Origin of the sequence: Tissierella simiarum, assembly GCF_018917865.1 — a bacterium.
GTDB classification, from domain to species: Bacteria; Bacillota; Clostridia; order Tissierellales; family Tissierellaceae; genus Tissierella_C; species Tissierella_C simiarum.
In genome coordinates, this window is sequence record NZ_JAHLPM010000003.1 from 22,746 (window position 1) to 42,710 (window position 19,965).

Here is a 19,965-nt window from a genome sequence, read left to right on the forward strand (position 1 = left end):
GGACTTATTGAATTTTGAAGTCCTTTTGTTTGTTTTATGGTTCAACTTTTATTATATAATAAAATTATATTTAAAGTACTTATTATAGGGGTGAAAGTTTTGAAGAAAATTCTATTAATTGAAGATGATGAAAATATATCCTTTGGAATAAAAACATATTTAGAGAAAAAAGATTTTAAAGTAGAGATAGGAGACAATTTGGCTAAAGGAAAAGAAAAATTCAATTTAAGCTATGACTTAATTATTGTTGATATGAATTTACCAGATGGAACAGGATATGAATTTTTTTCTTTTGTAAAATCAAAAGATGATATCCCTATAATTTTTCTTACTGTAATAGATGAAGAGGAAGAAATAGTAAAGGGATTGAATTTAGGAGCAGATGATTATATTACTAAACCTTTTAAATTATCCATATTAGAGTCAAGGATAAATACAGTTCTAAGACGAGTAAAAAGAGACAGTACCTTAGATGATACATTATTTTGTAAAGATTTGAAACTAATTAAATCTCAAACTAAAATCTTTAAAGCAAATGAGGAAATCAACATAACCGGTAGAGAATACAAATTACTTGAAATGTTTATGGAAAATCAGAATCAAACCCTAACAAGGAGATTTATTTTAGAGAGACTTTGGGATATTGAAGGAGATTTTGTCAATGACAATACTCTTACTGTTACAATTAAAAGATTAAGAGAAAAGATTGAAGATAATCCAAATAAGCCTATAATTATAAAGACTATTAGAGGAATAGGATATAGAATGGAGAATGATATGAGTAGTTTAAGCAAAAGCTTATTTTACAAAATAGGATTGTTGATTTTTATCTTATTATTATCATTTACCTTTTCTATTCTAATATATAATTTCTTTGAAAATATATTGTTTGAGAAATTAGCAACTGTAATGGGAGTTGTGAGCGAAAACTCAAAGGATTTAGAAATACGGGCTATGAATCAGTTGAAATCTGAACATAGCAAATATATGTCCACTGGAAAGAAAACCTTGAGTAGATATGGATATAATGAAGGTGGATTTATATTTTTAAAGAATAAGAAAAAAGTTATCTACATAAGTTTTTTATTTTCCATCCTAATTACTTTCATATTCTATAGTAACATGAGTATATCAAGTAAGAATAAAAAGAAGAATATAGAAAAATTAAAGGATTATCTTGAGAGGATTAATAAAGGTGATTACTCTTTAAGTTTAAATATTGATGAGGATTTTGCCATTCTTTCCGACGAGCTATATAAAACCGTTGTAACCTTAAGGGAATTAAAGGAAAGAGCTATAGAAGATAAAATTAATTTAAAAGATAATATGGCAGACATTTCACATCAACTGAAGACACCAATTACTTCTATTAATATTATGTCTGAACTAATGGAGAGTAGTAACACTAAAGATGAAAATCAAGAGTATATTAATAGGCTAAACAAGCAAATAAAAAGACTAGAAACTTTGACTAATTCTTTACTTACTATGTCAAAATTAGATGCAAATACAATTGAATTTAAAGAAGATATCATAGATATTAAAAATATAATAGACTTGGCTATTGAACCTATTATGTTTTTAGTAGAAAAGAAGAATATAAAATTAAATATAGTAGGAGAGCATACAACCATCAGAGGAGATATTTATTGGTTAGGTGAAGCTTTTTTAAACATTATTAAGAACTCTGTCGAACATTTGGAGTATAGTGGAGAGATAAATATTTATTTTGATTCCAATCCTATATTTACAGAGGTGAAGATTGAAGATAATGGAAGTGGATTCTTAAAGGAAGATTTGCCTTATATTTTTAAAAGATTCTATAAGGGGAAAAATGCTAATAAGGACAGCGTGGGAATAGGTCTTTCCATGGCAAGGACTATTATTGAAAAGCATAATGGAGAAATTATTGTGGAGAATAGAAGAGAAGGTGGAGCTAGATTTAAGGTTAAATTTTATTAAAATATAAAATGCCACATTGGACTATAAATCATAATCATAAGGTAAAAGTAAATAAAATAGATACTAGTCAGTGTAATAAGCAAGAATTTCCCATTGCTTATATACCAGATAGCCCTATATTATTTGAGGAATTGACTGTATTAGAGCACTTTGATTTTGTGAAAACCTTATTTTCTAAGAATAAATATATGGTGGAATTTTTAATAACTGTCACACATTTACTGAATATGGTAGAAAGATTCTGTGATAATTATATTATTAGGGAAAAAGGAAGTATATTATCGTATGGAAAAAAAGAAGATTTAATCCAAGATAAAGATTTAAATAGGGAAATCTTCATGGAAGATATTTATTTGTTTTTCAATGGTTTCAACATTTTATATTCTTTATTTTTGGCCAGTATATGTAATAGGTATAATAATTTTTTTAGCTTAACAGCATTAAACTAGATAAGTAAAAGGTGCAATGGTATAATAAATATAAAAGGACACTGTTTTAGGAGCTGAACAATATGAATCTTATTAAAAGATGTAAAGATATATTAATAAAATATGAAAACATAACTTTTGCATACATTTTTGGTTCTTATGTGAATGAAAAGATAAGAGAAGATAGTGACATAGACATTGCTATATATTTGGAAGAAAATATAGATGGAAATGAATATCTTAAAATAAAAATGGAATTAACAGATGCCTGTAAAAGAGAAGTTGATTTAGTTCTATTAAATGATGCAGTTCCTCTATTAAAATATGAAATTTATAAAAATAATATATTGCTATTTACAAGGGATAAAATTCTTGAAAGTAATTACAAAGTAAAAATACTCTTTGAATATAATGATATGAAAAAATATTTAGATTTATCATATAAAAAAACTATAGAAAAATTAAAACAAGAGGTGGAGAAAAATGGTTAATATAGAAGTAATTAAGCAAAGACTAAACCAGTTATCAACTTCTTTAAACAAGATTGAAAGATTTAAAAATTTCACATTAGAAGAATTTATTAAAGATGATATCATACAAGATGTAGTAGAATATAATCTGTTTATATCAATAAATATGATGGTTGACATTGCTACTCATATTGTAGTAGATAATAACTTGGGTAACCCTAAAACTTTAGGGGAAGCCTTCGATATTTTAAATAATGAAAAATATTTAAGTGATGAAGACACTAATGTTTATAAAAATATGGTAGGGCTTAGGAATATATTATCTCATGAATACCTAGAAATAGATAAAAAAATAATATATGATATTTTGAAGAATAACTTAATTGATATAAAGAGATTTATAGTTTTTATTAATGATAATTTTATTTAGTAACATTATAGGCAAAAAGTAAAAAATTAGGACGAAATTCTTAAGGATTTCTATATATAGCATCTCCAAAATTAACTGATAATTACTAAGATACTCATAAAAAATTTATTGGTAAATAATTAGTTGCTTTTTAAAAAGTGAAAATATGAACTTTACCTTTTACTTAAGAAGAGAATACTTATTGCAATGAACATTAAATTTTTTAAAGTTGTAAACAAATTGAAGATACATCTATATTTTATGGTAAAAACAATGAACTCGATGATGTTATTGAATATATAACATATTTTCTATGTAAGAAAATAAATTCTTCTATACAAAATGTCACATTAAGATTATAAACTTATAGATATAAATTTATAGTCTTTTATTATGTGACTTTTTATATTGGATAATTGGAAGCATTTAATAAAGAAATAAGCTATAATTCTGTAACGAATGGAGATATAGATGAAAATTCGAAGAATTCGAAAGCAGATATATTGTCAACTGATGAATATCAAAATAAGGTAGTAAATGCTATCGTAGATGGATTGGACTTACTTTAATTATTAATAATAATATAAAATGTCACTTAAATGTCACATTAGGATTATAAACTGATAACCATAAGGAGGAATGAAAATGGAAATATTGAGAACAGAAAATCTGATGAAATCTTATGGTAGAGGTGAATCAAAAGTTATAGCTCTTGATAATGTGACCATTTCTGTTGAAAAGGGCCAATTTGTATCTATCGTTGGTGCTAGTGGATCTGGTAAATCTACATTGTTACATTTATTAGGTGGAGTTGATAAGCCAACGGAAGGAAAAATATTTATAGAAGATAGGGAGATTTCTAGTTTAAAGGAAAATGAATTAGCATTATTCAGAAGGAGAAAGGTTGGACTTATATATCAGTTTTACAATCTCATTCCAACAATTGATGTAAAGAAAAATATTTTACTTCCCTTACTTTTGGATGGAAGAACACCAAATATGAAATATTTTAGCGAGATAGTCAATATCTTAGGTTTAGAGAATAGGCTTAAACATTATCCTGGACAGCTTTCTGGAGGACAGCAACAAAGAGTTGCTATTGGAAGATCTTTAATTTATCGCCCAGCAATTATTTTAGCAGATGAACCTACAGGAAATTTAGATAGAAAGAATTCCAATGAAATTGTAGAATTATTAAAATTATCAAATAAGAAATATAAACAAACCATATTACTAATAACTCATGATGGAAAAATGGCATTGGAAACAGATAGGATTGTGACTATGGAGGATGGGAAAATAGTTTCAGATGAGGTGATTAGACAATGAAAGTCCTTACCGAATATACTTGGAACTATTTAAAGAAAAATAGAAAAAACACAATATCTATACTTATTGCTATTACCATAGCAACTATTTTATTGAGCACTATGGTTTTAGTCACCTATATGGCTTGGGATTATGAATTAAATGATTCTATATCAACAAATGGAGATTATCATGGTTCTTTTAAAGGGAATATAAATAAATCTCAGATTCCATATTTAAAAGAAAATCAAAAGGTGGATAAAGTTTATTTAAGGTCAGAAATTTATAGTGGCAAGATTGATTTAGAAAGACCTTATTTAAATATTTCATATCTAAATAAAGATTATTGGGACAATATGCCAACAAAGGATATTCTATTTGAAGGAAGACTTCCAGAAAAGTCAGATGAAATTGTGATAATGGGATCTTTTATTAAAGAAAATCCTCAATATAAATTAGGAGACAAATTAAATGTAAAGTTAGGTTATAGACAAAAAGATGGAAAGAAAATAGATCCTCTGGATTTAAACAGTGAAGGAGAGGTTTTTACAGATGAAAGAGAAGTAGAGTATACTATAGTAGGTATTATATCTGTTAAGAATTTATCCTATGAACCATCTTATGTAAGTTTAGGATTTTTAGATGAGGATCTAATTGATGAAAATATTAGAATGACCCCATTTCTAAAGATGAAAAATCCTAGGACTATCTACAAGAATTTACCAGAAATTGGAAAAACATTGGGTTTCAAAGAAGGGGAAGAAAGTAATTATGAAAATTCTTATGGGATAGCATATAATTCATACTATCTAAAAATGCAAGGTATATTCCCAGCTTCAACTAAATTGTGGGAAAGAGTACCTTTAGTAATTCTTATATTTTCTATATTCATATTATTTGTTATATTTTTATTTGTAATAATAATTTATAATGTGTTTACAGTATGGTCCAATAATAGATTGAGACAACTGGGGATATTAAAAAGCATAGGTGCAACTCCAAAGCAGATAAAGAAAACTGTAATCATAGAAGCTATTTTTCTTTCAATAATACCAATAACTTTAGGTATTCTCTTAGGACATTTATTTTGTTATCTGATTATGAATAAAATAAATAGCATTGTAGATAGTTTGAATTTTGATGTAGACGGAAAGATATTTCAGATGTCATTTAAAACCTCTCCTATGATCGTTGGAATTATAGTAATTTTTGCAGTTTTAACTTTGTTAATATCAATTAATAAACCTGCAAGAAGACTAAGTAGAATGCTACCAATTGAAGCTATTAAACATAGTGGTGTAGATTATGAACATCTTAAAAAGAAGAAAAAGAAATATAATAATTATAGCCCTATCAATATAATACCTAGTTTAGCTAGAGATTCATTAAATTGTAATAAAAGCGGGTTTAGGACGACAATAATATCCATAACTATTAGCTTTGTTATAATGTTTATTTTTCTTGCGGGAATGGGTGTTAGTCGGGCAGCTACATCTTTAAATACTATCGAGCATTACTATCCATTAAATGTTCAAGTCTTAACTAATGGATTAGCTGATGAGAGCATGTTTAAGGAAATTAGAGCAATACCTGAAGTAAAGGAAAGTGTAGTTTATAAAACTACATATTTATATTCTAAAGTTAAATCTGAATATGCATCTGAAGAGCTTAAAAAAGTAGGTGGATTTGAAGGTATTGATATTAAAAAATATTATATTGAAAAAATAGATGAGAGTTACGGGATTCCTGTAGAAATAATGGGTCTTGAACATGATAATTTTAATGAGTATGTCAAGTCTCAAAGAGGAGACCCAAATGAATATTATGATAAAGATAAACTAAAAGCTATACTTTTAAATTTAGTGCAAGAAGATGTGAATCAGCCTATTGCTAGAGCAAACTTTATTCCCTATTTAAATAATAAAGTAAATAAATTATCCCTCAGCAAGCATGATAAGCAATTTAATATTGATATAGGACTTAAAACTTATGAAAAGCCAATAAAGGACTATTATATGAGAGATTATGAAATATGTTTAATCGTTCCTAAAGAGATACTAAACTCACTAATGGAGAATTTTGATTTGGTAGGAAATTATGGTCATTCTGAAAAGATGAGATTATTAGTAGATAGAGAAGATATTACTAAAGTAAAAGAAGAAATAAAAGATATAAGTAAATACTATGTTTCAGAGGATGATTTCTATATTTGGAGTATATTTGATGATGAAGCACAAAAAGAAATAGAGAATAAGCTTATGTACTTAATCACTTTTTCTATAGTTTTTTTCTTAAGTGTTATAGGTGTATCCAATGCATATTCCAGTATAAATAATAATTTAAGGAATAGAAGACGAGAATTTGCTATATTGAAATCTATGGGTATTAAGAAAAAAGATTTAAGAAAAATGTTAAGTTTAGAAGGAATTTACTATAGTATCTATCCTTTCATATTTTCTATTCCTATATGTGTACTATTTTTAACGTTTATCGCTAAAATAAATCGAATTTTTAGCTTTAAAGATTTGCTGATGTTTTTAGACTATAGAATCATAATAGGATATAGTATTGTAATATTTACCAGTATTTATTTAGCATATTATTTTGGGATGAAGAAGGTTGAGAAGGATGAAATAGTAACCGTCTTGAAAGATTAGAGCATATAGGTGCAGTAGGGTCAGATAATCTTATAGATAATGATACTAGAATTGATAAAAGAATAATAGTATCCCCCATGGTTAAGGGGGATACTATTTTATCTTTCATATACAAATTCTCCATCTATCATAGTTTTTTCAACCTTAATGTCTTTAATTTGTAGTTCATCTATTGTAAATATATCTTTATCCAATACAATTAGGTCAGCTACATATCCTGGTTTTAATCTTCCTTTAAAATCTTCTTTAAATTCATTATAGGCACTACCAATTGTATAGGCATCAATAACATCTTCAAGATCCATCTTTTCGTTTGGATAAAAACCTCCTACTGGTTTACCATCTAATCCTAGCCTTGTTACTGCACAGTAAATATTGGGGAATGGATTACAGTCTTCTACTGGAGAGTCTGTTCCTAAACTTATTGGAGCTCCTAATTTATATAGAGTATTAAAAGCATAAGATGTACTTGATAACTCTTTTCCAACACGTGCTTCTACAATTTTAATATCGTAGTCTAAGAAAATAGGTTGGTACATAACGGGGATATTCAATTTAGCAATTCTCTTAAGTTGCTCCATACTTGTGATTTGACAATGGACAATCCCATGACGAAGAGAGTTTTTTCCATCTTTCATAGTTTTTTCATAGGCATTGATAACACTTTCTATCGCACCATCACCAATTGCATGGGTTACTACACTAATTCCATGTTCTGTTGCTAAATCACATAAATCCTGTAACTGTTCATCGCTTAATGCTGCTACACCTTTAGTACCAGGAGCATCTTCATAATCTTTTAACATTAGAGCAGTCCTAGCCCCTAAAGAACCATCTTTAAACAACTTCAGTGCACCTTTTGATAAGAATTTCTCATCATATTGTCCTGTTTTATGTTCAGTTTCAAGATAGGCTTTGAAATCATTTATATTTTGAAAATTGTATTGGTGACTGTATCTTAATTTTAACTTTTTATTGTCGTAAATATTGTGAATTATATTGAACATATTCTTAAAATTACTACTCGTGATATCGCAGGATTGAACAGAAGTTATTCCAAGGCTTAAAGCATAGTTTGTAGCTTTTATAAACTCCTCTTCCTTATCTTCATCATTCTTTTCTGGTATAACTGATTGAATTATACGAACGGCGTTTTCGTTAAATATACCATTTGGCTTTCCGTCATCTCCAAGCTCAATTACGCCACCATCTATAATAATATTTTCATCTACATTAAGTATTTCTAAAGCCTTAGTATTTCCTACAGAAACATGTCCACATACTCTATCAAAAACAATTGGAATTTCTGTAGATATTTTGTCTAAATCAAATCGATTTAATAGACGCTTCTCACCAGAAGAAAAATAATCTTGGTTCCATCCTCGACCAGTTAAGACAGTTATGTTTTTATTTTCTTCCAAGAATTTTTTCCCTAATTCAATAATGTTATCAATGGATTTAGCAGGTACTAAATTACATGAGGACATAGAATCACCTATCCAGGAAAGATGAAGATGGCTGTCATTAAATCCTGGTAAAACAGTTTTCCCTTGAAGGTCTATAATATTATTAGCATTATTTTTTAATATTTCTTCATTAGTGCCAACTTGTTGAATAATACCATTTTCAATAAAAATTGCTTCTTGAAAGTTATTTTTTTCCACATAAATATTACCATTTTTTAAAATTGTTTTCAAAAAATCATCTCCTTATATTTTTTATAGAGCTTTATTTTTCCTATCAAAATAGAAGTAAAATAACATACCGATAGCTGGAACAGCTAAACCAATAATTGAAGTCTGAGGATCTTCAATAAAGGTATTTATCATTAATCCTATAAATATAAGAGTTGTTAAGATTACTGTAATAGGATAACCAATTACCTTATACGGTCTTTCAGCATTAGGAAATTTTTTTCTGTAAATCATAACTGCATATACACCTAAAGTGTTAAACATCATTCCTGAAAATACCACTAAAGAGGTCAGCTGATTTAAGTTTCTTAGCAGTACCAATATCACAGATATTACACATTGTACTATTAAAGGAGCATAGGGTACTTTATATACAGGATGTAATTTTTTAAAGCTTTCAAAGAAATGACCCTGTTCACTCATTGCATAATACATTCTTGGAAAAGCTAGAATACAACCATTTAAAGATCCAAACATAGCAACTACCATTCCTATTATAACTAAAATACTACCAGTGTTTCCCATTAGTTTTTCTGCTGCATAAGTTCCTAAATAATATTCATTATTCGCTATTAAATTTTCGATTTCAGAAAAGGGTATAACTTTATATATAGAATAATTAAATAATGTATATAATGCTGTTATGGAAACGATAGAAATAATAATAGCAAGAGGTAAATTTTTTTTAGGATTTTTTACTTCTTCAGCTACAGTATTTAAATTAGTCCATCCTTCGTATGCCCATAAACTTGCAACTACAGCAAAGGCTACCATACTAATAATTGAGCTAAAATTTACATTTCCTGTCTTTGGAGTTAGACTCAAATCTGGTGATACTTTTCCAAAAATAAGTCCTGAAATCATTATGATTCCAATAGGAATTAGCTTTGCAATCATAGATAGATTTTGTAATTTAGATCCAAATTTAACACCAAAATAGTTGACAGTGGTCAATCCTAATATTAAAATTATAGCGAAAATTTTAATTGTCCATTCTCCCATAGGTATAATAACGGTTAAAGCACTTGGTAGGGCAATTGCTAAGGCAGCAATAGATCCAGGACCAGCAATTAACCAACTATTAAAACCGCCTAAGAAACCAATTATAGGTGAATAAGCTTTACTTAAATATACAGTTAAACCTCCAGCTTTAGGATCTGAAGCACCTAGTTCAGCGTAACAAATGCCACCTAATAAGGAAATTAATCCTCCAAGAATCCAGCTTAACAAAGCTAAGCCAAGACTCATTCCAGTTCTCATTAATACATACGAGCCTAGGTAGAAAATCCCCGATCCTACCATTATACCTCCTAAAATACTGACACCACCAAATAAACTAATTTCTTTTTTAAATCCAGCATCCTTTTCTTGTGTTAACCTATTTGAATTATTAGTCATATGTTTATTCTCCTTTTTTAATAATTAATCATCAATTTACATTCATTAAATTTTAAATATGAAAAAAATTAAAACTAATAAAAAACAAAAACACCTAACAGGCTTGTCAGGTGCTTATACGCATATAGCAAAGCTAAAGACATTCCTCTCTCCTTTCTTGCTCAGTGTGAGATAGCACAACATCAAGGTATCGAGCAAATACGATGATGACAGTCCTGTATCTATTAAATACAGACCCAGCATCAGACTTTGGTATCTGATACTTCGGCGATAGCTCCTTTCTCTATATGTCATAGGTTTCCGACCTCAATATAGTTACTATTAGCAATCGCGCCTCTACCTCACCCTTAAGGATGAGGATTTTTATGAATATTTGATTTTTAACATGATAACATGATATTTATATATTGTCAACTTTGTACAACAAAAATTATGCAATAGGGAGTATTCTACTTAAAAAACTGTCTAAATAAGCGTTGACTTATCCGTCTTTATGATTTTTACCATTGCCTTAAAAGCAGCACTGTGTCCAAATCCACTAGTTTGATTGACAGTGCCGGTAAAATACAGGTCAGTTTCAGGGTTATAAAAAGCAAAAGCTCCGGACTGTCCCCAAAACCCTAGGATTTCTTTTATGGGTTTTTTAGGAGATATTACTCTTGGAGTCCATAATTTTTCTAGTCCGATACCAAAATAGAACTGTGAAGGATAAAAGATAAAATTCCATTTTTTTAATTCTTCAATATACTCTTTAGGGAAAAAATAGCCATCAAAGAAAGCTTTTAAAAAGATCATCGTTTCTTCAGCAGTAGACACAATTCCTCCTTGAGCGGTAATAGATGCCATATAAAGTGGAAGATGAAGTTCTTTTGCTTTGTAATACATAGGTGCTGGAGATTTATCTGAAATATCTTTATAGGTATATGTCTTGGATAAGTTTAATGGATCAAAAATATATTCCTGAAATACATCTGGAAGCTCTTTTCCTGTAATGTCCTCTATGATTGCACCTAATAACTCATAATTGGTGTCGAAATAGTAAACTCGCTTGTTTTCTCCCGGCTTAAATTTGGGTTCTATCTTCCTAACAGTTTCAAGGATTTTTTCTAAAGGCCACGGCTCGTCCTTTCCATTAAGCAAGTTCGACATTGCATACTTACCATCTGGTTGTTTCTGAGAAAAATAATCTGGTATTCCTGAGGTGTTAGACATAAGGTGTTTAATAGTGATTTCTTTTGTATAATCTACTCCTTTAAATACATGTAGTCCGCTTATTTTATCTTCAGAAAAAAATTTATAGATATTATTATCCCATTGTAGCTTATTTTTCCACTTTAAATGCAGTAGAACCGCTGTTATGTACAATTTAGTTACGCTGGAGACAAAATACTGCGTATGTTTTTGAAGATTTCCAGCTGCACCTGCCCAGGTTAAAGAACGATTTCCGTTCTCTATACAAAGAATCGCTCCCGAGACGTGATTTCTACCTACCATTTTTTCAATAACATCATTAAGAAATGGTTCATTAATCTTCCCGCTACTCATTGCAATCCCTCCGTATATTTATTTTTTATGTTCTTTCATAATGGTTATATAAAAAATATACATCATTTATTTTATATGTTATTCTTTGGTTTATTATCTTATATCACTATTATTCAAATACATATAAAAAGAATAATAAACCAGTTATAATTACTATACCACTTATATTAGAGGATAAAACTATAAAAGAGTAAATTATCTGAAAGGTACTTTGAAGTTCAATAGCTTTTTCTAAGGTATTAGAATTAGAGTCAAGATTCGATGCTAGAACATAGCTTATAGGAATAAGTTTATAATATAGCGAAGAAATTATAATATAGATAGTAGAAGACCCTCCCCTAATGCATTTATATTCCGTGGCCGACAAATATATGGAGTGTATGGTAGAGACAGCGAGGAATAGGTTGGAATCAAAGACTTTAGAGGATTTTATATGACAATTAAAGTGTGTTTTATGTTCCCTCAGACTAAGAGTTTGGGGGAACTTTTGTTAGGGGGAATTATTGTAGATGCAAAAGTACACTTTTATGCAAAATTATTATAAAATAATAACTTATCGATAAATTTTTCTATTTATAAAACAAAATGTACAATTCTGAGGGTTATTTTTGTTTGACTTGATAGAAATTTAATATGTAAAATTCTCAGATATTATTTTTAGAATTTTGGGGAAAGATAAAGTGAAGTATATTTGAGGAGGTTTACGATGAAAGCACTAACATATCAAGGTATAAAGGACGTTAAAGTTAAAAATGTGAAAGACCCTACTATTGAGAAAGAAGACGATATAATAGTCAAGGTTACTTCAACAGCAATTTGCGGCTCTGATTTACATCTGATACATGGAATGATACCGAATACTCCTAAAGATTATATTTTGGGACATGAAACAATGGGAATTGTAGAGGAAGTAGGAAAAGGAGTAACTAAAATAAAAAAAGGTGATAGGATAATAGTTCCTTTTCCTATATCTTGTGGTCACTGCTGGTATTGTGAACATGACTTATGGAGTCAATGTGATAATTCAAATCCTAATGGAGAAATTGGAGCTATATTTGGTTACAGTAATACTTTAGGTGGATATGATGGAGGGCAAGCAGAATTTCTAAGAGTGCCATATGCGAATATAGGACCTGTGGTTGTTCCAGAAGAGCTTCCAGATGAGCATGTTTTATTTTTAACAGATATACTTCCCACCTCATATTGGGGAGTTGAAAATGGTAATGTTAAGCATGGAGATACAGTTGTAATATTAGGCTGTGGTCCAGTAGGACTTCTGGCACAGAAATGGGCAGCTTATATGGGAGCTAAAAGAATAATTGCAGTAGATTATATTGATTACAGACTTAAGCATGCAGGTAGATATAATGGAGTGGAGACAGTTAATTTAGAGCATCATGATAATGTAGGTGAATATATTAAAGAGATAACAAATGGAGGAGCAGATGTTGTAGTTGACTGTGTGGGCATGGACGGTAAAATGACCATGATTGAAAAAGTAGAAACATTTTTAAAGCTTCAGGGTGGCTCAAAATCTGCAATTGAAATAGCTACTCAAGCTGTAAGAAAAGGAGGAACTGTATCAATAGTAGGAGTTTATGGAGCAAGGTATAATGCTTTTCCTCTTGGTGACTTTTTTTCAAGGAATATTACACTTAAGATGGGACAGTGTCCAGTCCATTCTTATGTTGAACCGATATTAAAGCTTATAAAAGAAAAGAAAATAGATGCGACAGATATTATAACCCATAAATTGCCCCTAGACAAAGCTGAGTATGGATATGAGATCTTTGATGAAAAGAAAGATGAATGTATAAAAGTAATTTTAAAACCATAGAAAAGAGAATGATAAATGATATGTTGGGTTTTATAGGAAGAATTTAAAAGGGTTTTAATATCTGAATTTTGCAGAAATATTTAATGAATTTAAAATGGAGGTTAAGGAAATGGGAAACAAATTAGTAGAAGGTTTATCTACTATGACTACGTCATCGCTGCAAGTTACTCCAGATATATTAGTATTACAATTCACTATTGTGAATGTTTTTATGGTTAATACTTCAAATAATGAAAATGATAAATGGGTTCTCGTAGATACAGGACTTGAAAACTCTGCAGAATTTATTTTACAATCTGCTGAAAAACAGTTTGGAAAAGATAGTCGGCCAGAGGCAATAATTCTTACTCATGGTCATTTCGATCATGTTGGTTCTGTCATTAAACTTACTAAACATTGGGATGTTCCAGTTTATATTCATGAATTAGAACTTTCTTATATAACTGGTAAAAAAGATTATCCTTTAGCAGATCCTACTGTAGATAATGGAATGGTAGCAAAAATGTCTACAACTTTCCCTCACACAAGTATAGATTTGGGAAATCATGCTTTGGCACTGCCTTCAGATGGTAGTATACCAGGTATGCCAGGATGGAAATGGATACACACTCCAGGACATACTGAAGGTCATATATCATTATTCCGTGAGAAAGATAGAGTGCTTATAGTTGGGGATGCATTTTCAACAGTAAAGCAGGAGTCTCTTATGTCTGTGTTAACCCAAAGTGAGCAGATAAGTGGACCTCCTAAATATCTAACTACTAATTGGAATGAAGCTAAGAAATCTATAAAGCATCTTTTGGATTTAAGGCCGTTGTTAGCAATACCAAGTCATGGGCAACCTATGGAGGGTGAAGAATTAATAAGGCATTTAGAAATGTTAGTTAATGATTTTGATAAGATAGCTAAACCTAAACAAGGTCATTTTGTTGATATACAATAATATTTCCATACCCTAAGATACTATTCAATCCCTAATTCATAATAATATCTATTTTTAGTAATTAAAATATCTCATAGAATCTACACTATAAACATATTGTTGAATAGTGCTTATTATTTGGAGAGGAGGATTTATTTTGAGTGATATTAATTTTGAAATTGTAGCTTTATTTGAACATCGATTTTGGCTTCAGATATTAGGCGATCATGGAAGATTTATTTACAATACTTTATCACCATCTGAAATTAATAAGATTCAAAAAGCCGAGTATTTTATCGACTTGTTTGATGTATTATTAGACCAAGCAAGAAAGCCATTATCCGCTGATGAAATCCAAAGATTAACGCAGGAGGCCTATCAACATGCTAAAGATATTAGAATGTTTAAGTTGGAGATATTAAGAGAACATTTAATTGGAGAAATAGTAATAGAACTTGCACCTACGCTTATAAATCATATGGTAAATGAGGTAGAAGAATATTTAAGAATTTTAAATTTTTTACTCAATAACGAGATACCTACTGATCATCCTCTACATTATCATGATTTATGGCTTCCTGATGCTGTTGGTCATGCAGGGGCAATTCAATGTGGTCTGGATGAAGTTGAAAAAGACTTAAGAGAAAAAAGTAAAGAGTTTGCAATAGAATTTAATAATTTATATAATAAAGCAAATGAATTTTCAGGTTATTTGAGAACATGTCTACAAGAATTTCCAGCTTTACATAGACTAAATAACCAAGTGGAGTTAAAGATACTACTATTCATGAGATTTTTAGAAGAAATAAAAGAACTTAGAATATCTAAACAAGCAATTGGAACACTAATGCCCCTTATACCTGATCATATGTTTAGAGAAGAGTGTTATTATTTAACTAAGCTATCTAGAGTATCCCAAATCAATATGCCAGATTGTGATGCCACGAAACCGAGAATTTAAATATTATTTTACTTTTTTGGTGCAGTATTGGAAAAGACACTATGAAAAAGGCAGTGTCGTAGAAATCCACAATATTTTGAGTATTACCTGTTTGGATCTACGGCTAAGAGCTACAATACTATTTCAATGGACCTATCTTGCTTATTAAATGATTTTATTATCTTATTAAAAATAGGAATTAGAAAATTAGGATCTGAGTCTATCTCAGGTCTTTTTTTATATTTTAAGACAGCATAATTCTAATAAAATAATTCTTATATTTGTCCTTTTCTCTCTTGTAACATCAAAATTTTCTATTGTCATATACACCTCATATTTATCTTTCTCGTCTTAGTTTTTCATAACACTATTTTATTATTAATAGTTTTCGAATTGATATATCTCATTTCAATAAGCTCTAAATTCTTCGTAATTGCAGAATATTATACGGTTATAAAAGTGATTTGAAAGAGATATTTTTTAAAAGCTATTGACAAATTATAAGAGAGGTTGTAATATTTTATATAGACACCCCACTGGGGGTCTAGTATAAAAAGATGAGGTGATAATATGAATCAAAGATTTAATGTAACGGGCATGACTTGTTCATCTTGTTCAGCCAATGTCGAAAAGGCAGTTAAAAAGCTTTCCGGCGTTGAGGCTGTCAATGTGAATTTGATTTCAAATAGTATGACTGTTGATTATGATGACGCTCATATGAATGGTGAAGTGATCATCAAAGCAGTTGAGGATGCTGGATATGGTGCCTCTATATTTGTACGAGGATCAAATTCTAGCAAGCAAATAGAAAAGGCAGTTAATCCAGTGGAAGAAGAAATAAAGGAAATGAAGCATCGTACAATAATTTCATTTGCTTTTCTACTTCCACTAATGTATGTATCAATGGGGCATATGTTTAATTTTCCTCATCCCAGTTGGCTAGTTGGGCCAGAAAATGCAATAAGTTTTGCTTTTGTACAATTAATACTTACACTGCCAGTTATCTATATTAACCGTAAGTATTATCAAGTCGGTTTTAAGGCTTTATTCCATGGTTCACCAAATATGGATTCACTTATAGCTATGGGTTCGGCAGCGGCATTGATATATGGAATATTTGCAATTTTTAGGATTGGATATGGCTTGGGTCATAATAATTTAAACATTGTTAACCAATATACAAAAGATTTGTATTTTGAGTCCGCAGCAATGATTCTAGCTTTGATTACATTTGGTAAACTTCTAGAAATAAAAGCAAAAGGTAGAACTTCTGAAGCAATAACTAAGCTAATGGATCTTGCACCAAAGACTGCATCAGTTGTTCGTGATGGTCAGGAAATTGAAGTTCCTGTTGAGGAAGTAGTAATAGATGATATAATAATTGTAAGACCAGGACAAAGTATACCTGTAGATGGAATTATTATCGAGGGAAGTTCAGCTATTGATCAATCAGCTTTAACAGGAGAAAGTATTCCTGTAGAGAAAAATATAGGCGACAAAGTAATCGCAGCTACTATAAATAAAACAGGATTTTTCAAGTTTAAAGCACAAAAGGTTGGAGATGACACAACACTGGCACAGATTATTCAGCTAGTAGAAGATGCAAGTTCATCTAAAGCACCTATTGCAAAGATGGCAGATAAGATCAGTGGAATCTTTGTTCCTGTGGTAATATCTATAGCAGTCATATCTACCATTGTATGGCTACTTTTAGGGCAGTCTTTTGAATTTGCACTGTCTATAGGAATTGCAATATTGGTAATTTCTTGTCCTTGTGCTTTGGGATTAGCCACTCCAGTTGCCATTATGGTTGGAACTGGAAAGGGTGCATCTAATGGAATACTGATTAAATCGGCTGAAGCTTTGGAAACCCTTCATACTATCAATACTGTTGTTCTTGATAAAACAGGTACAATTACAGAAGGTAGGCCAGTAGTTACAGATGTAATTACAGCAAATGGAGAAACTGAACAAAATCTTTTAGAAATTGCCGCATCAATAGAAAAGCCTTCAGAACATCCATTAGCGGAAGCCATTGTTGAAAAGGCAAAAGAAGCAGGAATATCATTTAAGGATGTCGATGAATTTAATGCTATTTCTGGAAGAGGTATAGTTGCTATAATAGATGGAAAACAATATATTGCAGGTAATTTAGCGTTGATGAATGATAGAAAAATTAATGTAAAATCTTTCCAAGCTACTTCAGACGATTTTGCTATGGAGGGTAAAACACCATTGTACTTTGCAGATGATAAAAAACTTTTAGGTATTATTGCTGTAGCAGATGTAGTTAAGCCTACAAGCCGTGAGGCAATAGATCAGTTTAAGGCTATGGGAATTAATGTAGTAATGCTTACGGGTGATAATAAAAAAACTGCAGAGGCAATTAGAAAACAACTACACATTGACAGAGTTGTTGCTGAAGTATTACCACAAGATAAGGAAAAAGAAATCCGTAGTATACAAGGAAGTGGCAAAAAGGTTGCAATGATTGGTGATGGAATCAATGATGCACCTGCTTTAGCAAGGGCAGATGTAGGTATTGCCATTGGAGCAGGTACAGATGTTGCCATTGAGTCGGCAGATATAGTTCTAATGAAGAGTGATTTACTAGATGCTGTTACAGCTATTCAACTAAGTAAAGCTACAATTAAAAATATTAAGCAGAATCTATTTTGGGCATTCTTCTATAATAGCTTAGGGATACCACTAGCAGCTGGAGTATTTTTTACAGCCTTCGGTTGGAAGCTTAACCCAATGTTTGGAGCTGCAGCAATGAGTATGAGTTCGGTATTCGTTGTATCCAATGCTTTAAGATTAAAATTATTTAAACCAAAACATGCAAATATAAATTAAAAAAATAAAATATACGTTAAGGGAGATATGGCGACTATGAAAAAAATAATAGTAATTGAAGGTATGAACTGTGAACATTGTGTAGCTAAAGCGACAAAAGCATTAAATTCTATTGATGGTGTAGAGGCTAAAGTGGACCTTAAGAAAAAAAGTGCAATAGTTAATTTAAAGAAAGATGTAGATGATCAGACATTTAAAGATGCTTTAAAAGAGGTAGATTTTGAAGTTGTTTCTATTACAGAAAAGAAAGGTTTATTTAGCTAATGAAACTAAATTTATATTAGAGAGGTGGGTGGATATGAAGGCAGATAAGGAAAAAGTAACACGTCTTTTAAAAACTGCAAGGGGTCAGCTGGATGGTATTTTGAAAATGGTTGAGGATGATAGATACTGTATTGATATTTCCAATCAACTTATGGCTACACAAGCTATTTTGCGTAATGTCAACAGGGAGGTACTTCACGATCATCTAGGAAGTTGTGTGCAAGAAGCATTTGAAGCAGGCGATCAGCGTGAAAAAATTGAGGAGATAATGGCTATTATTGACAAGTTAGCAAAATAGCTTTTTCATAATAGAAACCTATATAGTCCGACACTGTTAAGGGTGTTGGACTAGTCTTTTTAAATGTAAATATAGATTAATGCTTAATATTAATTTACTAAAAGGGGAGATAGTATGACATATTCAGCAGATAGAGAAAATTTAAACTATATACTTATTTCAAGCAAGGATATAAAAGATTACAAGGATGAAATTCTTAGAATTGTTCCAGAACTTATTATTTGTGTTGACTGTGAACAGAATATGCCTGCTCATATTTACAATGTATTTGATCACATATTGGAAACAGTAAACAACGTAGATTCTGATTTAATTTTGAAGATAACAGCACTTTTACATGATATAGGTAAACCTTATAGAAAAACTGTTATTGATAACGTTGATAGTTTTAAAGGACACGAGGAAGCAAGTGAAATAATAGCAAATTTAATTTTAACAAGACTTGGATATGAAGAAGATTTTAAAAATAAGATATGTAGGCTTATTAAATATCATGACTATTATATCACCCCTATAGTAGAAGGTGTTAAGGAAGCTGTTGACTTGATAGGAGATGAGCTTATGCCATACCTTTTCTGTTTTCAAAAAGCAGACTTGTTAGCTCATTCAGAACAACGCTATAAACCGAGATTACCTAAATTAAATGAGGCTAAAGTAATATATGAATCAATGGGTAAAGGAGGAATTTGAAGATAACAGGGAAGTTCTAAGAACAAAAAGAATAATCTGGAAATCAAATATATTATAAGATTTCTATCTACTTAGCTAATAAAGTATTTAAAATGTTTTAATATTGATTAGCTTACATTTTATCTATATCTAAAATAGATATTTTGAAGCACATCTATAATTGGATGTGCTCCATTTCATGATTTTGAGGAATTATTTATCAGAGTATTATGATTATCATTTAGAATTTAGATTGAACGAAGCTGAAAGATGCAATCCTCTTCTATAATAGTGTTTTTCTGTTTTGG

Annotated in this window: 17 protein-coding genes and 1 riboswitch; of the genes, 14 read left to right on the forward strand and 3 right to left on the reverse strand. The window is 30.1% G+C overall.

What is annotated here, in order from left to right; genetic code table 11:
• The first annotated feature begins 99 nt into the window (after positions 1–99).
• The 7 genes from KQI42_RS04335 (at position 100) to KQI42_RS04365 (ending at position 7,234) form a co-directional block, all read left to right on the forward strand.
• Positions 100–1,962, forward strand: coding sequence for a hybrid sensor histidine kinase/response regulator (locus tag KQI42_RS04335; RefSeq protein ID WP_216517128.1), 1,863 nt, complete (start codon positions 100–102; stop codon positions 1,960–1,962).
• 8 nt (positions 1,963–1,970) lie between these two features.
• Entirely contained in the window at positions 1,971–2,411 is a 441-nt protein-coding gene (locus tag KQI42_RS04340; RefSeq protein ID WP_216517130.1) for a P-loop NTPase family protein, read from the forward strand.
• 62 nt (positions 2,412–2,473) lie between these two features.
• A complete protein-coding gene (gene mntA, locus KQI42_RS04345; protein WP_216517131.1) occupies positions 2,474–2,881 on the forward strand; it encodes a type VII toxin-antitoxin system MntA family adenylyltransferase antitoxin in 408 nt (135 codons plus the stop codon).
• Positions 2,874–3,290: a type VII toxin-antitoxin system HepT family RNase toxin gene (gene hepT, locus KQI42_RS04350; protein ID WP_216517133.1), complete on the forward strand. Its 417-nt coding sequence runs from the start codon at positions 2,874–2,876 to the stop codon at positions 3,288–3,290. Before mntA ends, hepT begins: the two co-directional genes overlap by 8 nt.
• 395 nt (positions 3,291–3,685) lie before the next feature.
• Complete coding sequence (locus KQI42_RS04355; RefSeq protein WP_216517135.1) at positions 3,686–3,838, forward strand: hypothetical protein; 153 nt, start codon at positions 3,686–3,688, stop codon at positions 3,836–3,838.
• 76 nt (positions 3,839–3,914) lie between these two features.
• A complete protein-coding gene (locus KQI42_RS04360) occupies positions 3,915–4,598 on the forward strand; it encodes an ABC transporter ATP-binding protein (RefSeq protein WP_216517137.1) in 684 nt (227 codons plus the stop codon).
• Positions 4,595–7,234 (forward strand): ABC transporter permease, encoded by a 2,640-nt coding sequence (locus KQI42_RS04365; protein WP_216517139.1) that lies wholly within the window; start codon positions 4,595–4,597, stop codon positions 7,232–7,234. Before KQI42_RS04360 ends, KQI42_RS04365 begins: the two co-directional genes overlap by 4 nt.
• 98 nt (positions 7,235–7,332) lie before the next feature.
• Here KQI42_RS04365 and KQI42_RS04370 read toward each other — a convergent pair whose 3' ends face one another.
• The 3 genes from KQI42_RS04370 to KQI42_RS04380 form a co-directional block, all read right to left on the reverse strand.
• Positions 7,333–8,931 (reverse strand): amidohydrolase, encoded by a 1,599-nt coding sequence (locus KQI42_RS04370; RefSeq protein ID WP_216517141.1) that lies wholly within the window; start codon positions 8,929–8,931, stop codon positions 7,333–7,335.
• 21 nt (positions 8,932–8,952) lie between these two features.
• The gene (locus KQI42_RS04375; protein WP_216517143.1) at positions 8,953–10,326 is read right to left on the reverse strand and encodes an APC family permease; all 1,374 of its coding nucleotides are present in this window, start codon (positions 10,324–10,326) and stop codon (positions 8,953–8,955) included.
• Positions 10,327–10,490: 164 nt separating this feature from the next.
• Positions 10,491–10,673: riboswitch (Lysine riboswitch) on the reverse strand.
• Positions 10,674–10,791: 118 nt separating this feature from the next.
• A complete protein-coding gene (locus KQI42_RS04380) occupies positions 10,792–11,871 on the reverse strand; it encodes a serine hydrolase domain-containing protein (RefSeq protein WP_216517145.1) in 1,080 nt (359 codons plus the stop codon).
• A gap of 706 nt (positions 11,872–12,577) precedes the next feature.
• Between KQI42_RS04380 and KQI42_RS04385 the strand changes: the two genes are divergently transcribed.
• The 7 genes from KQI42_RS04385 (at position 12,578) to KQI42_RS04410 (ending at position 19,678) form a co-directional block, all read left to right on the forward strand.
• Positions 12,578–13,708: a zinc-dependent alcohol dehydrogenase gene (locus tag KQI42_RS04385; RefSeq protein ID WP_216517147.1), complete on the forward strand. Its 1,131-nt coding sequence runs from the start codon at positions 12,578–12,580 to the stop codon at positions 13,706–13,708.
• A 109-nt stretch (positions 13,709–13,817) separates the two neighbouring features.
• Positions 13,818–14,651: an MBL fold metallo-hydrolase gene (locus KQI42_RS04390; protein WP_216517149.1), complete on the forward strand. Its 834-nt coding sequence runs from the start codon at positions 13,818–13,820 to the stop codon at positions 14,649–14,651.
• A gap of 136 nt (positions 14,652–14,787) precedes the next feature.
• Positions 14,788–15,591: a DUF2935 domain-containing protein gene (locus tag KQI42_RS04395; protein WP_216517151.1), complete on the forward strand. Its 804-nt coding sequence runs from the start codon at positions 14,788–14,790 to the stop codon at positions 15,589–15,591.
• A 549-nt stretch (positions 15,592–16,140) separates the two neighbouring features.
• Positions 16,141–18,426 (forward strand): heavy metal translocating P-type ATPase, encoded by a 2,286-nt coding sequence (locus KQI42_RS04400; RefSeq protein ID WP_246566060.1) that lies wholly within the window; start codon positions 16,141–16,143, stop codon positions 18,424–18,426.
• A 36-nt stretch (positions 18,427–18,462) separates the two neighbouring features.
• Entirely contained in the window at positions 18,463–18,690 is a 228-nt protein-coding gene (locus tag KQI42_RS20865) for a heavy-metal-associated domain-containing protein (RefSeq protein ID WP_246566062.1), read from the forward strand.
• A 34-nt stretch (positions 18,691–18,724) separates the two neighbouring features.
• On the forward strand, positions 18,725–18,988 hold the full coding sequence (locus KQI42_RS04405; protein ID WP_216517153.1) for a metal-sensing transcriptional repressor: 264 nt from the start codon (positions 18,725–18,727) through the stop codon (positions 18,986–18,988).
• 114 nt (positions 18,989–19,102) lie between these two features.
• Positions 19,103–19,678 (forward strand): HD domain-containing protein, encoded by a 576-nt coding sequence (locus tag KQI42_RS04410; protein ID WP_216517155.1) that lies wholly within the window; start codon positions 19,103–19,105, stop codon positions 19,676–19,678.
• Positions 19,679–19,965: the final 287 nt, after the last annotated feature.